Genomic DNA, 22,435 nt, shown 5'->3' with positions numbered 1-22,435 from the left:
TGGTCGTCATCCAGCACGACAGCAGCGTCGCCTGCCCGCGTGGTGTGCGTGCTGGTACGTGACTGGCAGCGTAACGACTTCAAAACGGCACATCTCACGGGAAAGTGCGGTACGGGGCCAGAGCGATCCTGCTCGCCACGTGACGCTTGCAAACCAGCGCCAGCGCGCGTTGTGGTACTCATCGCGCGCTGGCGCTCCACTCCGTACCGGCGATCGTCGAGGGCGAGCAGTTAGACAGCGTCAGGACAGGCCGGAGAACCGGTCGAAGAAGGCCTTGAGCTTCTCCAACACGACGGCCTTCTTGGTTCCATGGTTGTTGCCGTGGGCGAACCGGGAGACCGGGGGCAGGATCTTGGTGATTGCGGTACCGCCGGTCGGGATCTCACCGTTGCGGAAGGCATCCTCCACGAAGGCGCGGGCGGGCCCAGGCTTCAGGTTCTCCTCGGCGATGATTCGCTCGAGCTCGTCGTGCTTCTTCTGGGCGATGTAGGCCTGCCAGGCGTGGACGGTGTTGATGTCGGCGGAGATGGAGTCGACGAACTCCATGACCAAGTCCTTCTTGTTACGCAGCGACGCGCTGGCCTCCAGAGCGCGGGCGATGTTCGAGCGAGCCTCAAGCTCCTTGTCGACGCCGTTGCCCTTCTGCTTCTGGTACTCGGACACCAGCATCAGGATGTAGTCGACGCCAACCTCGATCTGCTTGACCAGCTCGATCTCGAAGACGACGTCCTCGCTTATGGACTCCTTGTCACCCTCAGCGGTTCGCCGGAAGTCCTCATACAGGTCCAGGTAGATCGACTGATAGTCCTGCATCTGCCGAGGGGTGAGGATCTCGTTGCCAGCGAACTCGTCGAAGGCGACCAGGATGTTACGCAGGCCCAGGATCGCACCGAACAGCGCGATGAAGTCCTTCTGAGCCTGTTCCCCAACGATCTCCTTGCCGAGGGGGAAGCGGTCGAGCAAGTCGCTGATCTTCTGCTGGTACTTGGAGTAGTACTCCCCGTAGGGGGCGATCTTGACGACGCTGGCGGCGTCCTTGTTCCCGAACAGCGCGAGGGCGTCGTCGACCTCGTCCTCTAGGTCACGGAAGCAAACGATGTTGCCGTAGGTCTTGACCGAGTTGAGGATGCGGTTGGTACGGGAGAATGCCTGGATCAGGCCGTGCTGCTTGAGATTCTTGTCCACCCAGAGGGTGTTGAGGGTGGTGGCGTCGAACCCCGTCAGGAACATGTTGACCACAATGACCAGGTCGAGCTCGCGGTTCTTGAGTCGACCTGACAGATCCTTGTAGTAGTTCTCAAATTTTGTCGAAGAGGTGTCGTACGAGGTGCCGAACATGTCGTTGTAGTCCTGGACTGCGTCCTCCAGGAAGTCGCGGGACGCCTTGTCCAAGCCGTCGGGCTCGAAGTCCTCCTCGCCCAGCAGGCCGTCCGGCTCATCCTCGTTGGGGGCGAAGGAGTAGATCAGCCCAACCTTCAGGCGCTCGTACCGCTTTCCCGCAGCCTGGGCTGCCTGCGCCCGCTCACGCTGCAGCCTCTCAATGGCGTTGTAGTACCGCTTGGCTGCGTCGATGGAGGCCGTGGCGAACATCGAATTGAACCCGCGCACGCGCTTGTCCTTGAGGACGTATCCCTCACCGCGTCGGGTCTTCTGGTCGAAGCGGTCCAGGATGTACTCAGCCACCATACGCACCCGGTCCGGGTGCAGCAGTGCGGACTCGGTGTCGATCGCGGCCACCGGCTTGTTGGTGGCCTGAGGGGCGACCTTGATGGTGTTGACGTAGTCGATGCGGAACGGCAGGACGTTCTTGTCGCCGATGGCGTCCACGATCGTGTACGCGTGCAGCTTGTCCCCAAAGGCTTGCGCGGTCGTGCGCCGCTTCGGGATGCCGCTGGTGCCGGCGTTGTCGGCGAAGATCGGCGTTCCGGTAAACCCGAACAGATGGTAGTGCTTGAACGTCTTAGCGATCGCCGTGTGCATGTCGCCGAACTGCGAGCGGTGGCATTCGTCGAACACGATTACCACGTGCTTGCCATAGACCGGGTGTTGCTTATTGCGCTTCACGAAGGTCGACAGCTTCTGGATCGTGGTAATGATTATCCGGGAGTCGGGGCCCTCCAGCTGCTCCTTGAGCACGGCGGTGGATCCGTTGGAGTTGGCCGCACCCTTCTCGAAGCGCTCGTACTCCCGCATGGTCTGATAGTCGAGGTCCTTGCGGTCCACGACAAACAGGACCTTGTCGATACCTTCCATGCAGGTCGCCAGCTGTGCGGTCTTAAAGCTGGTCAGGGTCTTGCCCGACCCGGTGGTGTGCCACACATACCCGCCGGCGTCGATGGTGCCGGTGCGCCGGTAGTTCGTCGAGATTTCTATCCGCTGCAGGATTCGCTCGGTGGCCACGATCTGATAGGGCCGCATGACCAAAAGGCTGCGGTCGACGTCGAACACGCAGTAACGGGTCAGGACGTTCAACAGTGTGCGCTTAGACAGGAACGTCCGGGTAAAACCTGGCAGGTCGGCGATCCGATTGTTGTTGGCGTCGGCCCACCAGCTGGTGAACTCGAACGAGCTCGAGGTCTTCTTGCGGCTACGCTTGCCCGCAAGCTCGCCCACGTGCCGGTCACGAGTAGTGTTCGAGTAGTACTTCGTCAGGGTGCCGTTGCTGATGACGAATAACTGCACGTATTCGAACAGGCCAGAGCCGACCCAGAATGAGTCGCGCTGGTACCGGTTGATCTGGTTAAACGCCTCGCGGATGTCCACACCGCGCCGCTTGAGCTCAACGTGGACCATGGGCAGGCCATTTACCAGGATCGTCACGTCGTACCGAGTAGCGCGGGCGCCTTCGGACTTGTACTGGTTGATGACCTGCAGCCGGTTGTTGTGAACGTTGGTCTTGTCGATCAGCGCGATGTTCTCAAAGGACCCGTCCTCCCGGTTGAGGATTTGGACGTGGTTCTCCTGGATGAGCGCGGTCTTCTCAACGATGCCATCGTTGGCATTCGCGATCTTCTCGGAGAAGAACGCTTTCCATTCAGTGTCGGTGAACGTGATGCCGTTCAAAGCCTCCAGCTGAGCGCGCAAGTTGGCCACGAGGTCAACCTCGCTAGTGATAGCCAAGGGCTCATACGCCTGCGCGCACAGCTGCTTGATTAACTCCTTCTCGAGCTCAGCCTCGCTCTGGTATCGCTCCGAGGCTGCAGGGTCAGGCTCGTACTCGGCGATGACGGTCGACTCCTCGCCGACCGCAATCGGGGCGATACGGAACGCGGCACCAGCGCTGGCGATCATGCTTCGGTCTTCTCCTCGAAGGCTAGGAGGCGGTCACGGTAGTAGGTGTACTGCTGGCGACGTGCGGCGATCTCGGCCTCCAATTCGGCCTTCAGTTCGGCCTCCAAAGCCTCCATCGTGGTAAGAATCTTGACGATTTCATCCTGAATGTCCAGCGGCGGAACGGGGACCTTGATCTTGGCCAAGTTGGCACCAGAGACTCGGACCACCTTGGACTCATTAACGTATTTCACCTTCTGCTCCCGGAATGCAGAGCACTGGAACAGATAAGAGGCGAATTTCGGATGAAAGGAGTGGCGGAAGATGTAGCAGTCATCGTGAACCGCAATCTCTTCCTCGCCAAGCCATGCCACAGCCTTGCATACATCTTCGACATTCTCGCCAGTTGCCGCAATGATGAGGTCATTCTTGCGGGCCAGCCGAAGAGAGCCGCGAAGGCTGGGGTCGAGGAATGTTACGGTCGAGTCTGTTGAAGTTCCGTAGTCGGTGTAGATCTGCCCGTAGTGAATGCAACCCAGACCCGAATCGACGTAGTCGTTCTTGGTGAACCGGCGTCCACGAATGAACTCACCGACCTCACCCATCGGCCTGTACTCAACTCCGCCTGGGCAGCGCCGCTTAAGCAGCTCGTCAATGTGGCTCACTTGGCGATTCTTTCAATTTCGGTGACGATGGCGTCGATCTGGGAGCGCAGGACGGACTGGCGGGCAACGATCTGATCAATACCGGCGTTCAGCGCCGCGATGTCGACGGCCTCGCGGGTGTCTTTCTCCTCGACGTACGAAGATACCGAGATATTGTAGTCGTGCTGGTTGGCGATCTTCGAATTATCGACCAGTCGGGCAAAGTGCTCGACGTTCCGACGGGTGACGTAGGCGTCCAGGATCCTGGCTTGGTTGACCTCGGAAAGCTTGTTTTTGTTACCCTGGCGCACAAACTCGGCGGAGGCGTCGATAAACAGCACCTTGTTGTCGGTCTTCGCCTTCTTGAGCACGATGATGCAGGTGCTGATCGTGGTACCGAAGAAGAGATCCGGAGGGAGCTGAATGATCGCATCAACAAAATTGTTGTCGATAAGATACTTGCGGATCTTCTTTTCGGCACCGCCACGGTAGAGCACGCCGGGAAACTCGACGATTGCCGCGGTCCCGTTCTCGGCCAGCCACGACAGGATGTGCATGGTGAAGGCCAGGTCGGCCTTGGACTTGGGGGCCAGCACGCCAGCCGGCCGGTACCGTTCGTCGTTGATCAGCAGCGGGTTGGAGTCGCCCTCCCACTTGGTGGAGTAGGGCGGGTTGGACACGATTGCCTCAAACGGCTCGTCGTCCATGTGTGCAGGGTCAATGAGAGTGTCGCCGTGGGCAATGTCGAACATCTCGTAGTTGATGTCGTGCAGGAACATGTTGATCCGGCACAGGTTATAAGTGGTCAGGTTGATCTCCTGGCCGTAGAACCCCTGGCGGACGTTGTCCTTTCCGAGCACCTTGGCGAACTTCAGCAGCAGTGACCCAGATCCGCAGGCAGGGTCGTAGACCTTGTTGACCTCGCTCTTGCCGACCACGGTGATGCGCGCCATCAACTCGGAGACTTCCTGCGGAGTGAAAAATTCACCACCGGACTTACCCGCATTGGAGGCGTACATCATCATGAGGTACTCGTAGGCGTCGCCGAACGCGTCGATAGTGTTGTCGGCGAACGAGCCCAGGTTCAGATCGCCGACGGCGTTCAGGAGCCTGCAGAGCTTCTCGTTGCGCTTGGCCACGGTCGGGCCAAGTTTGGGACTGTTTACGTCCAGGTCGGCGAACAAGCCCTTGAGGTCGTCCTCACTGGCAGTACCCTGGGCCGAGGCCTCGATGCCCCTGAAGACATCGTTCAGGGTCTTGTTGAGGTTCCCGTCCTCGGCGGCGCCCTTGCGCACGTTGACGAACAGCTCCGAGGGCAGAACGTAGAAGCCCTTCTCCTCGACCGTCCCGTCACGCCCGAACTCGGCTTCGGCGTCCTGCAGGTTGGCGTAGTCGAAGTGTGGATCTCCGGTGGCCTGGCGCTCCTGCTCGTTGATGTAGGCCGTCAGGTTCTCGGAGACGTATCGGTAGAACAGCATCCCCAGGACATATGCCTTGAAGTCCCAGCCGTCGACACTTCCGCGCAGATCGTTGGCGATCCGCCAGATGGTCCGGTGCAGTTCAGCCCGCTGGGCTTCCTTGTTGTTGCGCGTCACGTGCACATCCTTCCAGGTGACGGCAACACTTTGGCCGACTCTCACACAGTCCGCTACGGCCCCAGTGCGAGCATGGCTGCGACAACCGCTGCAGCCGCACGCCAGTTCCTACTCCGAAGGTTCCCCCGATCCGCAGGGAAGCAAAGGGACGAAGCTGAAGGCCGGCCGCCGGCAGGGCCGGGCAGTTGGCTTCCACGCGCCAACGGCGCACCAGCCTAAGGACGCTCTCGGTCAGGTTCTGTCGTGCGTCACGCTGCGAGTGATCGGCGGCGAGCGCGGGTGAGCGCTACGTAGAGCTTGCGGTGGTCCTCGTTGTCCCGGTCCAGGCCGCGGAGTAGCGCTCGCGTATCGCTGTCCTCAAGTCGTACGGCGACGGCGTCCCATTCGCGACCCTTGGCCTGATGGGTAGTCAGGCCAAGCACGAGGTCGTCGAAGGGGCGGAGGAGACGGATGCGCAGCTGGTGGAGACGATCTATATGGTCAGGATGCCTCCGAGGGATCCTGACTGGAGACTCGGCGGCGATGGCGGCTGTGAGGTCCGCAAGGGTGGCAGGCAGATCGTCGCTGTCGGCGAGTTGCGCGAGGATTGCGTCCAGACGGGGTTCCAGGCGGGCGCGTGCATCATCGTCCAGGCGCAGCGTGGCGGCGGCGTCGGCCGCATAGGTGGCGTGCTCGCCGAAGGCGCTACGGGTCAGCTGGTTGAGTAGCAAGGTGGAGGCTGCTTCTTGTGTGTTGCCGCTGGCGGAACGGAACGCGAGCGGCAACACGCGGGGGTGGGTATTCCACAGGGGTTTCCATTCGCGGGCCAGGACAACATCGACGCCGTCCAGAGAGGCGCTGGGCACGGTGGTCGATTCGCTTCGGCGGAGGGCCGTGGCCAGCTGCTCCTGTTCGGCTGTGCGCCAACGGAAGGATTCGGTCAGCTGGCGGGTGGCCATATCAGCGCGGTCGATGAGGGTAGGTACGAGGTCGGGGCGGGCACCTCGGAAGCCGTATAGCGCCTGCCAGGGGTCGCCGACGACAGTGACATGCAGCCCGGCTTGGGCGGCGAGTTCGACAACGGCCAGGTCGAGGCTGTTGGCGTCAAAGATCTCGTCGACGATCAGCGCACGCATGGTGGTCGCGAAGTAGTCGATCAGACAGTCGACTATCTCCGGCTCTCCCAGCGCCTGTTCGAGGATCGCGCGGACGTTGTCGTGTGTACATCGCCCCTCGTACACGGCGGTGTCAAAGTCTGGCTGAGCAAGGTAGTTACTCTTTGCATGGCGGTACGCGTGGGCGGTGACGATCTGGCGGCCTTCAAGTTCGACGACCGGCTCCCGGGCCGTGTAGCGGGTCGGGTAGTGAGCCTTCCAGGTATCCAGGACTTCAAGCTCGGTGTGGCCACCAGGCCATTGGAGAGTGTTGGTGCGCAGAAGATGCGCGAGCAGGTCGTAGACGACGGTGTCGAGGGTGACGATGCGGTGCGGTGGGTTGATAGCGGAGCGGCCCCAGGCCGCACGGACGCGTGCGCGTAGTTCCGCAGTGGCGGAGCGGGTAAAGCTGACCGCTACGACCGCGCGCGGGTCGCTGGCCAGAGCAAAGCGCTGCAGGCCGAAGCGGTACGCGGACACGGTGGTCTTTCCGGAGCCGGGGGCGGCTTCGATATAGAGGCGCGGGAGGGGTGTTCCAGCAGCGATGACCTGTTCGGGGGTCAGCCGATCCAAGGCAGCCTCAGCCACGGGGCTCGCCCCAGCCAGTGGCGTCGGGTGCCGGACTAGGCCAGGGGCTGGAAGCGGGAAGGAGCGGGTCGTCCAAGTCTCCGGAGGTGTCCAGCATCTCACTGTCGCCCTCATCCGGCTGGAGCTTACCGTCCTGCCCCCCGGCGGCCGGCGGTTCGGGATACAGGAAGTCGAACATCGCCTGCAGGTGATCTGGGACTACTGGGTAGTTCATTGATTCATTAGCGTCGGCGAGCTGTTGGGCGAGTGCGAGCGCGAATTCCGCTTTACGCTTCGCGCCCGCGCCGGCAGGCATGGCGGCGTTGCCGTTCGCCGCTTTGCGGGCGCTGCGAAACAGACCATGGACCGACTCGGGGGTTAGGGGCTGTGGCACTGGCAGGGGCAGGTCGTTCAGGGCACTGGCGATTAGCTTCTCGTTGCCTGTGGTGATGGCTGGCTCGAGGGTGGGGTGACTGATAAACGCCTGGGCGATGTCGGGATTGTGTGCCGTGATCCAGGCCGGGCCTGTAGGAGTAGCGGCGAAGTCTTGGTCGCTGTCGCGCAGGACGGCGATCTTGGTGCATAGCTCCGCATCCCTGGTCGCCAGCAGCCGTACCGCCCATGCGCCAACCTTGGTGCCCATGGGCACGATGCTCAGGGCTTCGACGAAGGCTTGTTTGTCCGTGTCCCGGGCAGCCCAGACGCGGGCGAACTCGCGCAGTACAGCTGCTTCGGTGACACCCTCGACCAAGATCAGACGTTCGGCAAACAACGCGGCCGAGCGGCTGGTGTCTAGATGAAGCCGCGTCATGCGCAGCGTCTTGTCGCGCTCGGCCATCGGCAAGGTGGCTATGGGACGGCAGACCCGGCGTCCATCGGTAGTCCGGCGCAACACCACGATCTCCTCTGGGCGGCAGGATGTGATGACGTCGGTGGCGTGGCTAGACAGGACAACCTGCAGTTCTGGTCGACGAGCGGTGACGCCGCGCAGGTAGCGGACCAGAGCGTGCTGAAGCTGCGGGTGCAGGTGGGCCTCGGGCTCCTCAATGACCACCGTGGCGTGGAATGGGTCCGGCGGGAAGAACGAGTCCTCCGCGGACTCGGCCTCGGCCTGCGCCTGCACGAGTTGCTCGCGGGCTTGGCGTGCTGCCTCTTCCTCATCGTCCGGGCTGGCCGCAGGCCCGGTGCTGGGTGCGGGCATGCCCGTGGCGCGCTTGGCCGGATCGGGGATGGCAGCCAACGTGACGGCGATATGGAGGAGGTTGACGTAGCCCAGGCCAGAGACCTCCAGCGGGCGCGCCTGGCCCCGGCCCTCGATCACGGCGAGCATCAGTTCCAGGACGCGCGCCAGATAGGTGTCGTCGATGACCTGCCCACGGACATAGGGCCACTGCCTGCTCACGCCCGCCGACATCGCCGACAGGTGTGCTCCAATACGCTCCTCAACGGCCTCGATGATGCCGTCCTTGGCCAGGCCCTCCAGGAGCTGAGAGGCCCGCGCTCTCAGCGATACCAAACTGCGACGTCCGTCCAGACGCTCTTGCTGGGCGCGCAGCAACTCGATCAGGATGCGGACCTCACGCCGGGCGAGCTCGTCCAGCGGATGCCGCCACGCAGGCAGATATAGGAGTTTGAAGGGGTCGAGCGTGTCCAAGGGCCCCTGCCGCTGACTTGTCTGCGCCTGCACGCTGCCGAGGCTTCGGGTCAAGTTCGTGCTCCACCGCTGCGCGACAGTGCCGGGCAGACAGTGATGGATGGTGTGGAGCTGGTGCCCCAGGGGCCCCTCGGCGTCCGGATCGGTGTCCAGGGTGTACTGGACGGAAATGCCGCGCTCGCCGCCGCCCAGCGCGGTCGCGCTTGGGCGCGGCAGGCTGGGGAAATGGCTGGGATGAGCCAGGTAGAGGGCATCGGTGACGGTGGTCTTCCCGACCCCGTTCGCGCCAATCAGTACCGCAAAGCGGCCGGGCAGATCACAGGCGATCTCCGACTCGGCGCTCGCGCGCAGCCCTTTGACTTCCACTCGGCTCAGATGCACGTGCGCTGCTCCCCACTCCGCAGTCCTACAGGCCTCTCATATCATCGACCCGCACGCTGACACGGCACATCACCAAGATTGATCCCCTGGACGCCTTGCAGGACGCATCAGCACTCCTCAGGCACCCCGCGCTGTAGATCGAGGGTTGGCCGTGAATCCATGCACTCAAGGAGTTGCTCAACTAGGTGCTCTGGCCAGTGCAGGTCCCTGGCGAGGGTTTGAACAGAGGCACCCTTCCGGCGCGCCATTCCGAGGGCCCGTTCGAGGAGCACCGGGACTTCGCCCGGGTAGCTACTCACTGGCGTGGATGGAAGGACCCCGTCGGCGCGGAGGGCCTTAAGGCGTCGCCAGGCTCGGCCACTCACTGCCTCGGTATGAAGGCCCAGCTCACGGCAGCGCACCAGCAGGGAGTCTAGCGAAACCCCCCAGTTCTGCTGCAGTGCGCCTAGTCGCGTGAAGTCGATCCTGGTGGGTAGCTGGCCGGTCAAATTGGAAGCGGGCGTCAGGAATTCGGCAGCGAATGCGTTGGCTTGGCGCTCGTGCTGGATGTCGCCTGGATGGGCCTCACCGTGCAGCAACAGATGGCCGAGCTCGTGGGCGCAGCTGAACCGGTGACGATAGACGTCATCACGTTCATCGTTGAGCACCACCACGGGTCGAGGGAGACGAGTGGTGGAGAACGCATCGAGCTTTCGACTGTCAGGGTTCCGGTATGGGAGGACGGTGACCAGGATTCCACGGGACTCTAGGAGTCGGACCAGGTGAGGAATGGGTCCGTCACCTAGCTGCCAGCGCTTCCGTAGGGCGCGGGCTGCCTGCTGTGGGTCCGTCGGCAGGTCGGGAGTGCTTTCGCCGCCATCCCAGCCAGGCAAGTCGACGTCCGGCATGCGAACGTAGGCTTCCAGCGCGTGGGCAAGCTCCCAAGCGAGCTCCGTGAAGGAGACACCACGTTCTCGCTCCCTGGCTGGGGCGGAACGCAGGGAGCGGAAGTGGACCGCTCCCGTGTCGAGTGCGGCTCGAGGGCGGCCAGCGGTGAAGAACGTCGCTGGCATGCCGAGAACCTCGGCGATACGCCGTACCTGCTCAGGTCGAGGACGGATGCCGCCGGCCTCGTACTGGCCCACAGCGGCTGGCGTGACGTCGATCTTGGAAGCCAGATCCTTCTTGGTCAGGCCAGCCAGCCGTCGAGCTTGAGTGAGCCGTGCCCCGTCGAATGCACCTGCCACTGAGGATGAGAGGTCCAGTGGCAGGGCCGGCGCGAGGGACAGGTGTCGCTTAGTGGTCATCGCTTTCGTGCGCGGCGCTTTCCGCGTCTTCCAGGTTCAGGTCGGGTTCCTTGCCAGCCCCGAAGACAGGGCCGGTCGGAGCGGTCGGGGAGACGGCGGTGAGGCCGCCGGAGCCACCCTCGTCGTCTGCGACAGGCAGTGACTCAAGCCAGTTCCAGCTGACTGCACCGGAGGCATCGAGCGTAGCCTCTCCGATGTAGCAGTTGAGCAGGCCCCCGGCTCGGTTGCTCGCGTACGCGAGAAGCAGCATTTTTGGTTGATCGGGCAGCCCATCGGACGACTCGTCGAGATCATCCAGAACCCACTCGATGCCTTCGACGCCCTCGCGAATCCTCAGGGCGATTTGAACCTGGGGCGCGAGCTGGCCATAGGCGGCGAACATTTCCTGCCGGATCTGTGACGTCCGCACCTTCATGTCTCGTACATCCGAGGTCGCATCGTCCGCGTAACACACCGGGTAGATGACGGCTCCGCCCACGGCCAACATGAACGTGCTTTGGACGCGCAACGGCTGTGCCTCTGGCAAATGCTCTGCCAGCCGGTCCGCGTCCTTCAGCGCGCCGACGCAGAACCGCCAGCGGTTGGTGCCGAAGGTGTGGCCGTCGCTGTACTTGCTGAACTCGAACGCGTCGACGGCGTGCTGGTTGCCGGTTTTCAAAGCCCAGACGACGTGGCGGCGAGCCCGCTCAGCGGGCTCACCCACTAGGTGGTTGAAACGAGAACTGTGCAGTGCCATACGAGCACTCCCCAGACGGAGGACAGCAGCAGGACTTTATCGAAGTGCTTGGATCATGCTGCACCACTTTAGTTTCTGCGTCAATCTGACACTCTGGCGGGGAGGCCTGGCACCCCGGGGAGAACTATGGAGGTTGACGCAAAGCTGCGGCTCACGGCCAGATGCCGACCAGCGTTGGCTCGGGTCGGAGTGCGATCCCAGTCGCGATCTTGACCTGTGCTGATAGTTCGGTGAGGGCTTGGGCGAAGCCGGTGGCGGTGGCTCCGTCGTGGGCGGTGAGCGTGAGGGTCCGCTGGTCCGAGCAGCGGATGCCGTCGGCGACCTGGCGGCCAGGGCCGTAGCCGGCGTGTTCCAGCAGCCGGCCGGCGCTGGCCCGTAGTTGTCCGTCACTGTCGGCGTGGACGGGGCAGCCGGTGGCGGACCAGTGGGCGGCCTGGGTGGCGGTGACGGGCGGGTTGAGGAAGACCGATCCGGCCTGGCGGGCGTCGGGGCCGTGGGGGTCAAGGAGGAGTCCGCGGCGGTGGCGGTTGGCGAGGACGGCGGCCGTTACCTCGGCGACGGGCGGGCGGGCGCCAACGTGGACGCCGAGTTCGTCGGCGAGGGGCTGGTAGACGGCCGGGGCGGCGGCTGAGCGGATGAGGTGGAAGGTCACGGCGAGGATGGTCCAGCGACCGGGGTTGCTCTTGAAGCGGCTGTTGCGGTGCCGCAGTTGGCATGCCTCGGCGGGCAGGGTCCACATGCGGTCCATCTCCCAGTCCCACACCGTCAGGTGGTCGAGGGTGTCGGAGATCTGCTGGCCATAGGCTCCGGCGTTCTGGACGGGGGCGGCGCCGGTGGTGCCGGGTATGCCTGCCAGGCACTCGATCCCGGCCAGCTGCTCGGTGGCGGCCCAGGCGGTGAGGTCGGCGAGTGGGTGTCCGGCCTGCACGGTGACATCGACCGTGGTGTCGTCGACGCGGGTGGCGGTGATGCCCCGGGTGTTCATCACCACGACGCTGCCGGGGTGTCCGGCGTCGGAGGCGATGACGTTGCTGCCGTGGCCCAACACCACGGGCGTCTGTTCACCGCGCTGCCCGATGGCCCTGACGGCATCGGCCCAGTCGGCGGGGGTGGAGATCGTCAGGACGTGCTCGGCGGGACCGCCGAGCCGCAGGGTGGTCAGGGACGCGAGCGTGGTGCCAGGCACGGTTGGTCCTCCTAGGGTTCGTCGGTGATCGTCTTGAGTGCGAGGGCCCGCAGCGGGGCCAGGCTGGTGCGGTTGTCCTGGTGGTGGTAGACGGCGTTGGTGCAGATGGCCAGGTAGCGGCCGGTGGTCGGAGCGAGGTAGAGGCTCGTGCCAGTGAAGCCGTGGTGGTAGGCCACCCGGTCGTCGTCGGCGAGGATCCAGGCCAGGCCACGGTTGAGGCCGGGCTCGATCTCGGCCTGCGGCTGCATGCTGGCGGTGAGCCAGCGGCCCAGGGGCCCGCCGCTGGAGTGCGAGGACAGCAGGTGGGTGGCGAAGGCGGCGAGGTCAGCCGGTGTGGTGAATACCCCGGCGTGGCCGGCGACTCCGCCGAGCAGGGCCGCGTTGTCGTCGTGCGGCATCCCCCACAGCCGGGGCCCGCCAGTCAGTCGCTGCTCGGTCGGAGCGACCTGGCCGGAGCGGGGCACCGGTCCGTAGGTCGTGCTCGTCATGCCGAGGTGCTGCCAGAGCACGGCCGCCAGCTCGTCCAGGCGCCGGCCGCGGTAGTTGGTCAGGGCCAGGCCGAGGAGGATGAAGCCGCGGTTGATGTAGCGGTGACCGGCTCCAGGGTCGGCGATCAAGTCTTCGGCGCAGATCAGCTCGGCCAGCGGCTCTGCGCGGTTCCGGTACTGGTCGAGGCGGGTGTCGGCCCGCAGGCCTGAGGTGTGGGACAGAATCTGGCGGACCGTCACTTGGCCGCCGGGCGCCTCTGCCGAGACGCCGGTCAGCAGGTCGCGGGCCGGGGTGTCCAGGGTGAAGCCATCCATGAGGGAGGCGCCGACCAGCGGCCATGTGGCCAGGACCTTCGTCAGCGACGCCACGTCGTACACGGTGTCCGGCCCCGGGCGGGCGTCGCCGCACTCGGGTGCGACGACGCCGGAGGCCAGGTAGCCGGGTTCGGTGCCGAAGGTGCCGTGGGCGATGACGCCGCCGGGCACGGTGCCGTCGGCGGTCATCAGGTCCAGGCAGTCGCGCAGGTCGGCGAGCGCGTTCGGCTTCCACGGCATGGTGAGGGTCACGGCTTCTCCTGATCAATCGTCAACTTGGCGCCGAACGTGGCCAACTTCGGGAGCAGGCTGCCGTATCCGCGCCGTAGGTGGTACATCCCTCGGATCGTAGAGGTGCCCTCGGCGGCCAGGGCGGCGATCACGAGAGCGGTCACCGCCCGGATGTCCTCCCCAACCACGTCGGCGGCCCTGAGCGCGGACCTGCCTTGGACGGTGATCACCGAGCCGGTCGCATTGACGGCGGCACCGAATGCGGCGAGGGCGGGCAGGTGGCTGTCGCGCTGGGAGTAGATCCGCTCGTCGATGCGGGAGGCCCCTTCGGCCCGCGTGAGGAAGGCGGTCAACTGGGGCTGCACGTCGGTCGGGAACCCGGGGTGCGGGCCGGTGGCCATCTGCACCGGGCGCGGCCCGGCCGGGGTGCTCACAGCCGTTCCGCCGTTCAGCGGGTCGAGCTGGATGCCGGCGTCGGCGAAGACCGACACCAAGCCGTCGGGGAACGCGGCGGGCGGGAAGCCGTCCAGGTGGATGGCACCGCCGGTAATGGCGGCGGCCAGCGCGAGGGTGGCGGCCTCCAGCCGGTCCGGCGGGACGGTGAACACTCCGCCCCGGATGCAGTCGGTGCCGGTCACGTTCAGGGCCTTCCTGCCCCGCCACTCGATGCCGACGCCGGCCTGCGAGAGCAAGGCGGCGGTGTGGGTGACCTCGGGCTCCACGCTGGGGTTGAGGATGGACGAGGTGCCCGGGACGCGGGCGGCCAACAGCATCGCCGTGACTGTCGCTCCCAGGCTCGGCCCCCACTCACGGGTCTCCACGTCGGTGATGAACGGCAGCCGCTTGCCGGTGAACCGGGCCCGCACCCGGCCCCGGTTCACCTCCACCTCGGCCCCGGCGGCCTCCATCGCGGCCAGGTGCCGGTCGATGTAGCGCGCGCAGAAGGCGTCCCCGCCGGGGGTGGGGAAGGTGACTTTCCCAGAGCGCGCCAGCAGGGCGCCGCCCATCACCGCGGTGGTGCGGATGCGCCGTCCGAGGTCGTCCGGGATGACGGGGAAGTAGGAGTCAGCCGGGCGGGTGGCGAACTCGTCGCCGGTCACGGTGGCGCGAGTGCCGGTGCGGTGCAGGATGTCGGCGACCACGAGGGTGTCCAGGATCTCGGGGGCGCCGACCAGGGTCAGCGGCTCGTCGGACAGGATCGCGGCGGCGTACAGGTGCAGGGCGATGTTCTTGCTGCCCTGGACGGTGGTGGTGCCGGTCAGACGGCGGCCGCCGGTGATCCGGACGGCCCGCTCGTCGCTGGTCGTGGTGATGTCGATGGTGGACATGGTCACCTTCCCTGGCTTCCGGCCGGGAAGAAGCCCCCGACCTGGGTCTTCGGGTAGAGCAGGGTGTGCGCGCCGATGAGGGTGGCGGGCTGGAGCACGGTGCCGGCGGGGATGATCACGCCGTCGCCGATCACCGCGCCGAACTTGGTCTGGCCGGTGGCGATGCGGTGGCCGTCGAGGTGGGCGCAGACCTCTTCGGTGGCCGGTTCGGTGACCGGCCCGGAGGTGACCCGCAAGCCGGTGGTGGAGACGAACGCGCCGATGTTGACGCCCAGGCCGAGCACGGAGTCCCCGACGAAGCTGGTGTGCTTCATGAAGACCCCGCCGGTCAGCAGCGAGCGGGTTACCTCGGCGCCGAAGCCGATCTGGCAGCCGGGGCCGATGACGGTGTTGTCGCGGACCCGGGCGCCGGCCTCGATCACCGCGCCGGGGCAGACCAGCACCGGTCCGGTGACAAACGCGCCTTCGGCGATGACGGCCCCGGGCGCCACGATCACGTGGCCCCGGACGGTGGCGCCGGGCTCGATGACTCCGGTGGCCTCCGGCAGCGGGATGTCCAGGCAGCCGGCCAGCAGGTCCGTGATGGCCTTCTTGAGGCCGAAGACGGTCGGGCAGCAGTTCAGAAGGTGCAGCACGATCGGGTCGGTGATGTGTTCGGTGTCGAAGTAGTAGGCGGGGGTGGTGCGGTAGTCGATGCGCTCCAACTCGGTGTTCACGGTGGGCGCGTCGGTCAGCCGGTTCATGGCTGGTTCTCCTCTCGGGCGAGCGAGTGGAAGAAGGGTTGAGGGTCGTCGCGGTGGCCCTCGGGAGCCTCATGAGGCAGGCAGATCAGGTGTGGTCGCCGCCACCTGAGGACGAGCCTCGGCCTGGTCGTTGTGGACCACCAGGCCGAGCAGGGTGAGCACGGGCAGGTACAGGGCGGCCCAGGAGGCGGTGAGGAAGGTGCCGAGCCGGTCGCGGTCCGCCGGGGCGGCGTGCCGGGGTCCGGCGTAGGGCGGGGGGGGTGCTGGGCGCTGGCATGGGAGGGCCTTCGGCAGCAGGGGGAGGGGTGGACGTTCCCCAGTGAACTGCCGGACGGAAGGCCGGATCCGTAGCCGGAGTACGGGTCGTAGTCCGGCTACGGGTCAGATGGTCTGAACGCCCGCTCGGGCGGCGAACTCCCGGATGCCGGGCAGCTTGCGGTCGTGCCGCAGCAGGTTGGTGGCGAGGTTGCGGACGGCACCCCGCCGGAGCTCCTGCGGCGCCGCCTCTTCCGCGGCGAGCAGGGCCCGGTAGCACTGCTCGGGCTTGCCCCACTGGTCGAACGCGCGGGCTACGTCGATGAAGAAGCGGGCCTGCCGCTCGGCGGTCGGCAGCGCGGCGGGGTTGATGGTGGCGGCCAGTTCGATCGCCCGGCCGGCATCGCCGAGCTCGTAGTGCATCGACAACTCGTGCAGAGCGACGCCCTGGATGCCGTCCACCCGGCCGGAGGAAAGACCCGCTGCGGCGGCGCTGTCGGCGGCCTCGCGGATCAGCGAGTGCGCGTAGGAACGGTCGCCCGACTTTGCGGCGGTGTAGGCGGCGGTGGCGTACAGGTCGCCGCGCGTGGCCAGGCGGGCGGCTTCCGACACCGAGTTGTCGGCGAGGAGGTCTTCGGCGGCGACCACCACGATGTCGGTCGCCCTGGCCAGGCTGCCCTGGCGGCGCCAGGAACTGGACACCATCCGCTGGGCCTCGGCCACCACCAGCGGGTCGCCACCGTTGCGTGCGGCGGTCAGCGCGCGATCGGCGGTGATGGCCACCAGGTTGTCGTTGCCAACCTTGATGCACAGCCGGACCGCGAGGTTGTAGAGCTGGGCGACGTTGCGGGCGCGCTCCTCGGCGGTGCCGACGATCTGGGCAGCGGCGATCCGGCCGGGAAGAGCTCCGGCGAGAGCGTCGTACTTTGCGGCCTTGAACTCTTGGCGGGACGTCAGGAGCGAAGCAGCAACGGACTCCTGTGTCGGCTCGCGGCGAGGCGCCGGAATCCGGCCCGGCCCATAGAGCAGGAGGTCTTCCAGTCCGCCCAGGGGTGAGGCCGCTTCGGCGTGCGCGACCCGCTGGCCGGCGACCGGGGAAAACAGGGCGGCAGCCGCCAGGGTCAGGAACGGGCGGCGTCGCACATCGTCCTCCTCGGCAGCGGAAGTGCTCGTCAGCGTAGCGGAGGCGGACTTGCGGGGGCGGGACCTCGGATGGTTCGCAGCTGGCTGCGGCAGGGCCATCAACTCGCCGAGCTCGCATTGCAGCACCTCCGCGAGGCGACGGAGCAGGGTCAGATCCTTGACCTGCTGCACGTCGCGCTCGACCTGGGACATCCAGTCCTCACTGCGGGCCAGCTCCGTAGCGAGACGGAGCTGAGTCCAGTCCATCGCGGCGCGGCGCAGCGCGATGAACCTGCCGAAGGTAATGCCACTGCTCCCCACCATTGGCCCCCGGATGCCGTATTGAAACCACTACGGACCGCTACCGTACCGATGGTCGGGACCACGGTGTAGGGCTTTCGGGGCGAAGGAGCGGCGGCCACCCAGCCCCTGATGCGCAGGCGCATCCCGGTCCCCGAGCGCCGGGCGGCATTGTGGGTGGAGGCTGCACGGGCCTACAGCCAGCAGGGCAGACTGGCCGAGGGATACAAAGCGCTCAGGATCGCGGAGAGCTGTGCCTCGGAGGACATCCGCCGACGGCCCAGCGTGCTCGAGCTGGCCGGTGACATGGCCGCTCGCGACCGGCGCGGCGCCGTCCCGGAACTTCGCCGTTTCTGCCAGGAGTTGGGAGTCCAGGTTTGACCGAGCACCGCGAGCCGTTCCTCTACGTCGTCGTCTGCGCTTCGGGCATCGCCGACGGAGTGAGCGAACTGATCACCGCAGCCCATGCCGAGGGCTGGAAGGTCGGCGTGATCGCGACCCCGAACGGACTCGGGTTCATAGACCAGGGAGCCATCGAAGCCCAGACCGGATACCCGATCCGCTCCGCCTGGCGCACGCCGAGCATCCCCCAGCCGCTGCCCCCGGCCGACGCGATCGCCGTCGCCCCGGCCACCTTCAACACCATCAACAAGTGGGCCGCCGGCATCTCCGACACCCTCGCGCTCGGCATCCTCTGCGAGGCGTACGGCCTCGGCATCCCCGTGGCCGTCCAGCCCTATGTCAACTCCGCCCAGGCTGCCCACCCCGCGTACGGGGAGAGCCTGGCCCGGCTCCGGTCGATGGGCGTCCTGATCGGTGACTACGTTCCCCACAAGCCCAAGGCCGGCGGGGGCCGCGACAAGTACAACTGGACCCATGTCCTCGACCTGATCCGCCCTGTGGCGGCCTCAGCGGCGGAGAGGGAGTAGCCGATGCTCCCGCCTTCAGACGGGCTGCCAGGTGTCGCTGCCGCGATCGTGATCCGAGAGGGTCGGGTGCTGATGGTCCGGCGCCGAGTCAGCGAGGGCCAGCTCTTGTGGCAGTTCCCCGCAGGCAAGATCGAGCCCGGCGAGTCTCCCGAGGAAGCGGCTGTCCGCGAGACCGCGGAGGAGATGGGGCTGAACGTGGCCGGCATCAGGGTCCTCGGCGAGCGCGTTCACCCAGAGACTGGCCGGTGGATGTCGTACACGGCCTGCGAGATCGTCAGTGGCACCGCCACCGTCCTCGACACACGAGAACTGGACGCGCTTGCATGGGTGGCGCTTCCAGAGATCCCCTCGTACGTGCCGTACGGGATCTTCGAGCCGGTGCAGGCACACCTGAACGTCGTGCTCAAGGACTGACGGAACCACTGCGGGCGGCCGTCAGTGCCCACACTCATGCATCGCTCACGCACGCGATCTTGTTTCGCGTCGCCGACACCTGCCCGCAGGTCGCGGAACAGCAAAAGGCCCAGGTCATGGGCTATCTGACCTGGGCCTTCTCGGAGCCGCCTGCGGGATTCGAACCCGCGACCTACGCATTACGAGTGCGTTGCTCTGGCCAACTGAGCTAAGGCGGCACCGCTGCCATTACGGGCAACGCGGGCTAGTTTACACAGGTTCGAGGGGTGGTCCGTAACGGGGGTGGGCTGGGGGTATGGGGTGACGGCGGGTCAGCGTCACCCCGGGCGTCAGGGGGCGGTCAGCGGATGCGCAGGGCTACGTCGACTCGGCCGACCAGGGCGTCGTGGGCGAAGAGCTCGACGGTGTGATCCAGGGCGGTGATGGTGCCGTGGTGGGCCCGGCGGTCGGTCACCGTGATCTTCAGGAGCAGGGAGTCCGCGATCGCGACCGGGCCCGGGCCCATGGAGTGGACCTGGAGGAAGGTCAGGGCGGTCTCGCTGCCGAGGGGCGCCGAGTAGAAGGTCCGGGCGCCGGCCGCGACCGCCTGCCGTGCGGCCTCCAGCATCAGCGCCGGCTCATGGCCGACGTCGGTGGAGAAGCCGAGGAGGCGGGCCTGGGCGGTGTACTCCGCGTCGCCGGTCTCGCGCAGCCCGCTCACCGTGACGGCGCCGTAGGCCAGTGGTGCGGCCGGCTGGTCGAGGAGCAGTGCGGTCCCGGTGACCTCGACCATCGGGACGGGGGCGGGGGCGGTGCGGAGCGGCGCGGTGGTCATGGCGGTGGTCACGGTCGGGCTCCTCCCGGTCGGCGGGGGATGCCGGGCGGCCGGGCGGCGGCCGGTTGTGCCGAGCCGCCGCTGCCGTGCCGCCGCGTGCGTACCCGCCCGAGTGCTTGGCCCGTTCAGTGTCACCCCGGAGCGGCCGGTCAGGCGATGCGCCTTGTGGCCATCGGAGTACCCCTTAAGAAACCCCCGGGAAACGCCCAGGGACGACGGCCCGCCATTCCTCGGCGAGCACGGCCCAGGCCTCCATGTCGTGGCGCACCCCGCCGTGTGGGAAGGAGGAGCGCTGCACGCCCTCCAGGGTCATCCCGACCCGCTGGGCGATCGCCCGGCTGCGCGGGTTGCGGGTGCTGCAGTACCACTCGGCGCGAGCCAGGCCGCGTTCCACCAGGGCGTACTCCAGCAGCACCCGGATCCCGGCGGTGATCAGGCCGTGCCCCTCGGCGGCCGGTTCCAGCCAGCAGCCGAGCTCGCAGGTGCCGAGCTTGGCGTCGAAGCTGACGAACATCACCCCGCCGACCAAGGTGCCGTCCAGCCAGATGCCGAACAGGCTGCCGGTGTCGGCGGCCCGGCGGTCGGCGAACTGCTGGAGCAGGGACCGGGTGGAGTCGAGGTCGACGGTGCGGGAGGCCCAGGGCACGAAGCGGTCGACGCTGTCCCGGGCCCGGTCGATGTGCGCCAGGTACTCGACGGCGTGGTGCGGTTCCAGCGGGCGCAGCACGGCAGTCCGGGAAGCCGTACGGGAAACGGGCAGGGTTATGGCGAACACGGCGGCTTCTCCTCTGGAGGGGCAGCGCAGCAGTACATAACAAACGTTTGGCAGGTACCCTAGCGCCATGCCGCCCGCTCGTGGAGATCATGACGCCCGCCGCCGCGACGTTTCGGCCGCCGTCTGGCGGGTGCTCGCCGATCGCGGTTTCGGGGCGCTGACGCTGCGCGCGGTCGCGGCCGAGATGGGCGCCTCCACCGGGCTGCTCACCCACTACTTCCCGAACAAGCAGGCCCTGCTGCGCACCGCCCTGGAGGTGCTGGCCGAGCAGTCGGCCCGGCGCCCGCGCCGGGTCGCGCCCGCCGACGGCCTGGCAGCGCTGCGCACCCTGCTGCTCGATGTCCTGCCGCTGGACGCCGACACCACCGCCGGGAACCGGATCTGGGTCGGCTCCTGGGACGTCGCGCTGGCCGATCCGGAGCTGGCCGCCGAGCACGCCGAACGGTACCGGCGCTCCCGGGTCAGGCTCACCGAGCAGGTGGAGATCGCCCAGCGGCGCGGCGAACTGCCGGCCGACCTCCCGGCAGCCGATCTGGCCGCCGCCGCCCAGGCGTTCGTGCTCGGCCTGGTGGTGCAGGCGCTGTTCGCGCCGGCCGAGTTCCCACCGGAGCGTCAGATCCGACTGCTGGACGACTGGTTGGCGGCGGTGGCGACCGATGAGGAGTTCAGGAGCAGCGCAGCCCGTTCGCCGGCGGCTGCCCCTCGACCAGGTAGCGGTTGACCGCCGAGTCCACGCAGTCGTCGTGCCGCCCGTAGGCGGTGTGGCCGTCGCCGTCGTAGGTGACCAGCCGGCCCGACTCCAACTGGCCGGCCAGTGACCGGGCCCAGGCGTAGGGGGTGGCCGGGTCCCGGGTGGTGCCGACCACCACGATCGGCGCGGCCCCGGCGGCGCGGATGGTGTGCGGCACCCCGGTCGCCTTGACCGGCCAGTAGGCGCAACTCAGCCCCATCCAGGCCAGGTCGGTGCCGAAGTGCGGCGAGGCCTGCTGGAACTGCGGCAGTGCCTTGGCCACCTCCGCAGGGGAGTTGAAGGCCGGCGGCAGGTCCAGGCAGTCGACCGCCGCGTTGGCGAACATCAGGTTCCGGTAACTGCCGTCCGCCGCACGCTCGTAGTACGCGTCGGAGAGGCGCAGCAGCGAACTGCCGTCGCCGGCGCGCGCCGCGGCCAGCGCGCTGCGCAGCTGCGGCCACGCGGGTGGCGCGTACATCGCCGCCAGCACCCCGGTGACCCCCAGCGCCTCGGTCAGCTTGCGGGCCCCGGCGCCGGGCAGCGGGTGCGCGTCCAACGAGCCCAGCAGCGCGTCCAGTTGGCGTCCGGCTTGCTGCTCGTCGGTACCGAGCGGGCAGTCGGTCCGGTTGCCGCAGTCCTTGGCGAACGAGGCCCAGGCGGTCTCGAAGCCGCCCGCCTGGGCGCGGTTGCCGGTCACCGCGTCCAGCGCCGGGTCCATCGCGCCGTCCAGCACCATCCGGCCGACCCGGGACGGGAACAGCCCGGCGTAGGTGGCGCCCAGCAGGGTGCCGTAGGACTTGCCGACGTAGTTCAGCTTGTCGTCGCCGAGCACAGCGCGCAGCACGTCCATGTCGCGGGCCGACTCCACGGTGCTGACGTGGCCCAGCAGGGCGCCCGAATGCTGTGCGCAGCCGGCCGCGAACTCCCGGTCAGCGGCGATCAGTTGATCGATCTCGTGCTGGTCGTGCGGGGCGGGGGTGACGGCGGTGAAGGCGTCCATCCGGTCGCCGCTCAGGCAGCTGACCGGGGAGCTGCGGCCGACGCCGCGCGGGTCCAGGCCGACCAGGTCGTAGCCGGCGCGGACCTCCGGCGGGTAGCTGCTCGCCACCGCCTCCGCGTACTCCACCGCGGAACCGCCCGGGCCGCCCGGGTTGAGCAGCAGCGAACCGGTCCACGGCGCGCCGCCCGCGCCGTCCGCCGGGCGGCGCACCGCACCCAGCGTCAGGTCGCCGGCCGCCGGGTGCGCGTAGTCCAGCGGCACCTTGACGGTGGCGCACTGGAACCCGTTGTCGCACGGCTGCCAGCCGAGCCGCTGGGTGTAGTAGGGCGTCAGCTCGGCCGGCACCGCGGCGGGCAGCGGTTGCAGCGGGGCCGGTGCGGCGGTTCCGGCGGCGGCGGGCTGCGCACCAGTGGGGTGGCTACTGGCACAGCCGGCCAGCAGCAGTCCGGTGGCGAACAGCGCGGCGACCGTCCTCAACGGCAGCGTCCTCAACGGCTGCGGCATGCGGTGTCTCCTCGGCGGGTCGGGGTCGGGGTCAG

18 protein-coding genes, 1 tRNA gene and 1 pseudogene are annotated in these 22,435 nt (G+C 67.2%); 4 read left to right on the top strand and 16 right to left on the bottom strand.

Annotation, left to right across the window (positions count from 1 at the left end; genetic code table 11):
• Positions 1-240: 240 nt before the first annotated feature.
• The 12 genes from P3T35_RS01610 to P3T35_RS01555 all read right to left on the bottom strand — a co-directional run bounded on the left by P3T35_RS01610 (position 241) and on the right by P3T35_RS01555 (position 17,258).
• The gene (locus P3T35_RS01610) at positions 241-3,291 is read right to left on the bottom strand and encodes a type I restriction endonuclease subunit R (protein ID WP_101381022.1); all 3,051 of its coding nucleotides are present in this window, start codon (positions 3,289-3,291) and stop codon (positions 241-243) included.
• Positions 3,288-3,935 carry a restriction endonuclease subunit S gene (locus P3T35_RS01605; protein ID WP_101381021.1) on the bottom strand — a complete coding sequence of 216 codons (648 nt, stop codon included), beginning with the start codon at positions 3,933-3,935 and terminating at the stop codon, positions 3,288-3,290. Before P3T35_RS01605 ends, P3T35_RS01610 begins: the two co-directional genes overlap by 4 nt.
• Positions 3,932-5,509 (bottom strand): type I restriction-modification system subunit M, encoded by a 1,578-nt coding sequence (locus tag P3T35_RS01600; protein ID WP_101381020.1) that lies wholly within the window; start codon positions 5,507-5,509, stop codon positions 3,932-3,934. Before P3T35_RS01600 ends, P3T35_RS01605 begins: the two co-directional genes overlap by 4 nt.
• Before the next feature lie 248 nt (positions 5,510-5,757).
• The gene (locus P3T35_RS01595) at positions 5,758-7,230 is read right to left on the bottom strand and encodes a UvrD-helicase domain-containing protein (protein WP_180356496.1); all 1,473 of its coding nucleotides are present in this window, start codon (positions 7,228-7,230) and stop codon (positions 5,758-5,760) included.
• The gene (locus P3T35_RS01590; RefSeq protein ID WP_143676839.1) at positions 7,223-9,244 is read right to left on the bottom strand and encodes an AAA family ATPase; all 2,022 of its coding nucleotides are present in this window, start codon (positions 9,242-9,244) and stop codon (positions 7,223-7,225) included. Before P3T35_RS01590 ends, P3T35_RS01595 begins: the two co-directional genes overlap by 8 nt.
• A 107-nt stretch (positions 9,245-9,351) precedes the next feature.
• Entirely contained in the window at positions 9,352-10,530 is a 1,179-nt protein-coding gene (locus tag P3T35_RS01585) for an XRE family transcriptional regulator (protein ID WP_101381017.1), read from the bottom strand.
• Complete coding sequence (locus tag P3T35_RS01580; protein ID WP_101381016.1) at positions 10,520-11,266, bottom strand: hypothetical protein; 747 nt, start codon at positions 11,264-11,266, stop codon at positions 10,520-10,522. The genes P3T35_RS01585 and P3T35_RS01580 overlap by 11 nt, the downstream gene beginning before the upstream one ends.
• A gap of 151 nt (positions 11,267-11,417) precedes the next feature.
• Positions 11,418-12,452, bottom strand: coding sequence for a UDP-N-acetylmuramate dehydrogenase (locus tag P3T35_RS01575; RefSeq protein WP_180356495.1), 1,035 nt, complete (start codon positions 12,450-12,452; stop codon positions 11,418-11,420).
• A gap of 11 nt (positions 12,453-12,463) precedes the next feature.
• Entirely contained in the window at positions 12,464-13,507 is a 1,044-nt protein-coding gene (locus P3T35_RS01570) for a serine hydrolase domain-containing protein (RefSeq protein ID WP_280703968.1), read from the bottom strand.
• A complete protein-coding gene (locus P3T35_RS01565; protein WP_101381014.1) occupies positions 13,504-14,814 on the bottom strand; it encodes a UDP-N-acetylglucosamine 1-carboxyvinyltransferase in 1,311 nt (436 codons plus the stop codon). The genes P3T35_RS01570 and P3T35_RS01565 overlap by 4 nt, the downstream gene beginning before the upstream one ends.
• 2 nt (positions 14,815-14,816) lie before the next feature.
• Positions 14,817-15,557: a hypothetical protein gene (locus P3T35_RS01560; RefSeq protein ID WP_101381013.1), complete on the bottom strand. Its 741-nt coding sequence runs from the start codon at positions 15,555-15,557 to the stop codon at positions 14,817-14,819.
• A 381-nt stretch (positions 15,558-15,938) separates the two neighbouring features.
• On the bottom strand, positions 15,939-17,258 hold the full coding sequence (locus P3T35_RS01555; protein WP_101381012.1) for a helix-turn-helix domain-containing protein: 1,320 nt from the start codon (positions 17,256-17,258) through the stop codon (positions 15,939-15,941).
• Between the two features lie 99 nt (positions 17,259-17,357).
• Between P3T35_RS01555 and P3T35_RS01550 the strand changes: the two are divergent.
• From P3T35_RS01550 to P3T35_RS01540, 3 genes and pseudogenes are all read left to right on the top strand, one after another.
• Positions 17,358-17,615 (top strand): annotated as a pseudogene (locus P3T35_RS01550) (transcriptional regulator); the annotation flags it as partial.
• Positions 17,612-18,163, top strand: a complete 552-nt coding sequence (locus P3T35_RS01545; protein WP_101381011.1) for a flavoprotein — start codon at positions 17,612-17,614, stop codon at positions 18,161-18,163. The pseudogene P3T35_RS01550 and the gene P3T35_RS01545, both read left to right, overlap by 4 nt.
• A gap of 3 nt (positions 18,164-18,166) precedes the next feature.
• The gene (locus P3T35_RS01540; protein WP_101381010.1) at positions 18,167-18,577 is read left to right on the top strand and encodes an NUDIX hydrolase; all 411 of its coding nucleotides are present in this window, start codon (positions 18,167-18,169) and stop codon (positions 18,575-18,577) included.
• A 144-nt stretch (positions 18,578-18,721) separates the two neighbouring features.
• On the opposite strand, the gene P3T35_RS01535 is transcribed toward P3T35_RS01540, so the two are convergent.
• From P3T35_RS01535 to P3T35_RS01525, 3 genes are all read right to left on the bottom strand, one after another.
• Positions 18,722-18,795 (bottom strand) — tRNA-Thr (locus tag P3T35_RS01535).
• Between the two features lie 122 nt (positions 18,796-18,917).
• Entirely contained in the window at positions 18,918-19,403 is a 486-nt protein-coding gene (locus P3T35_RS01530; protein ID WP_101381009.1) for an AfsA-related hotdog domain-containing protein, read from the bottom strand.
• 172 nt (positions 19,404-19,575) lie between these two features.
• The gene (locus P3T35_RS01525) at positions 19,576-20,166 is read right to left on the bottom strand and encodes a GNAT family protein (protein ID WP_280703967.1); all 591 of its coding nucleotides are present in this window, start codon (positions 20,164-20,166) and stop codon (positions 19,576-19,578) included.
• A gap of 67 nt (positions 20,167-20,233) precedes the next feature.
• Here P3T35_RS01525 and P3T35_RS01520 point away from each other — a divergent pair, with 67 nt between their 5' ends.
• On the top strand, positions 20,234-20,887 hold the full coding sequence (locus P3T35_RS01520; protein WP_101381007.1) for a TetR/AcrR family transcriptional regulator: 654 nt from the start codon (positions 20,234-20,236) through the stop codon (positions 20,885-20,887).
• On the opposite strand, the gene P3T35_RS01515 is transcribed toward P3T35_RS01520, so the two are convergent.
• Entirely contained in the window at positions 20,832-22,400 is a 1,569-nt protein-coding gene (locus tag P3T35_RS01515; RefSeq protein WP_101381006.1) for an alpha/beta hydrolase, read from the bottom strand. The two genes, P3T35_RS01520 and P3T35_RS01515, sit on opposite strands and share 56 nt — an antisense overlap.
• Between the last annotated feature and the right edge of the window lie 35 nt (positions 22,401-22,435).

The sequence above is a fragment of the Kitasatospora sp. GP30 genome (assembly GCF_029892145.1).
GTDB lineage: Bacteria > Actinomycetota > Actinomycetes > Streptomycetales > Streptomycetaceae > Kitasatospora > Kitasatospora acidiphila.
The sequence above is the reverse complement of the archived record's forward strand: the minus strand, read 5'-3'. Positions and strand labels throughout refer to the sequence as shown.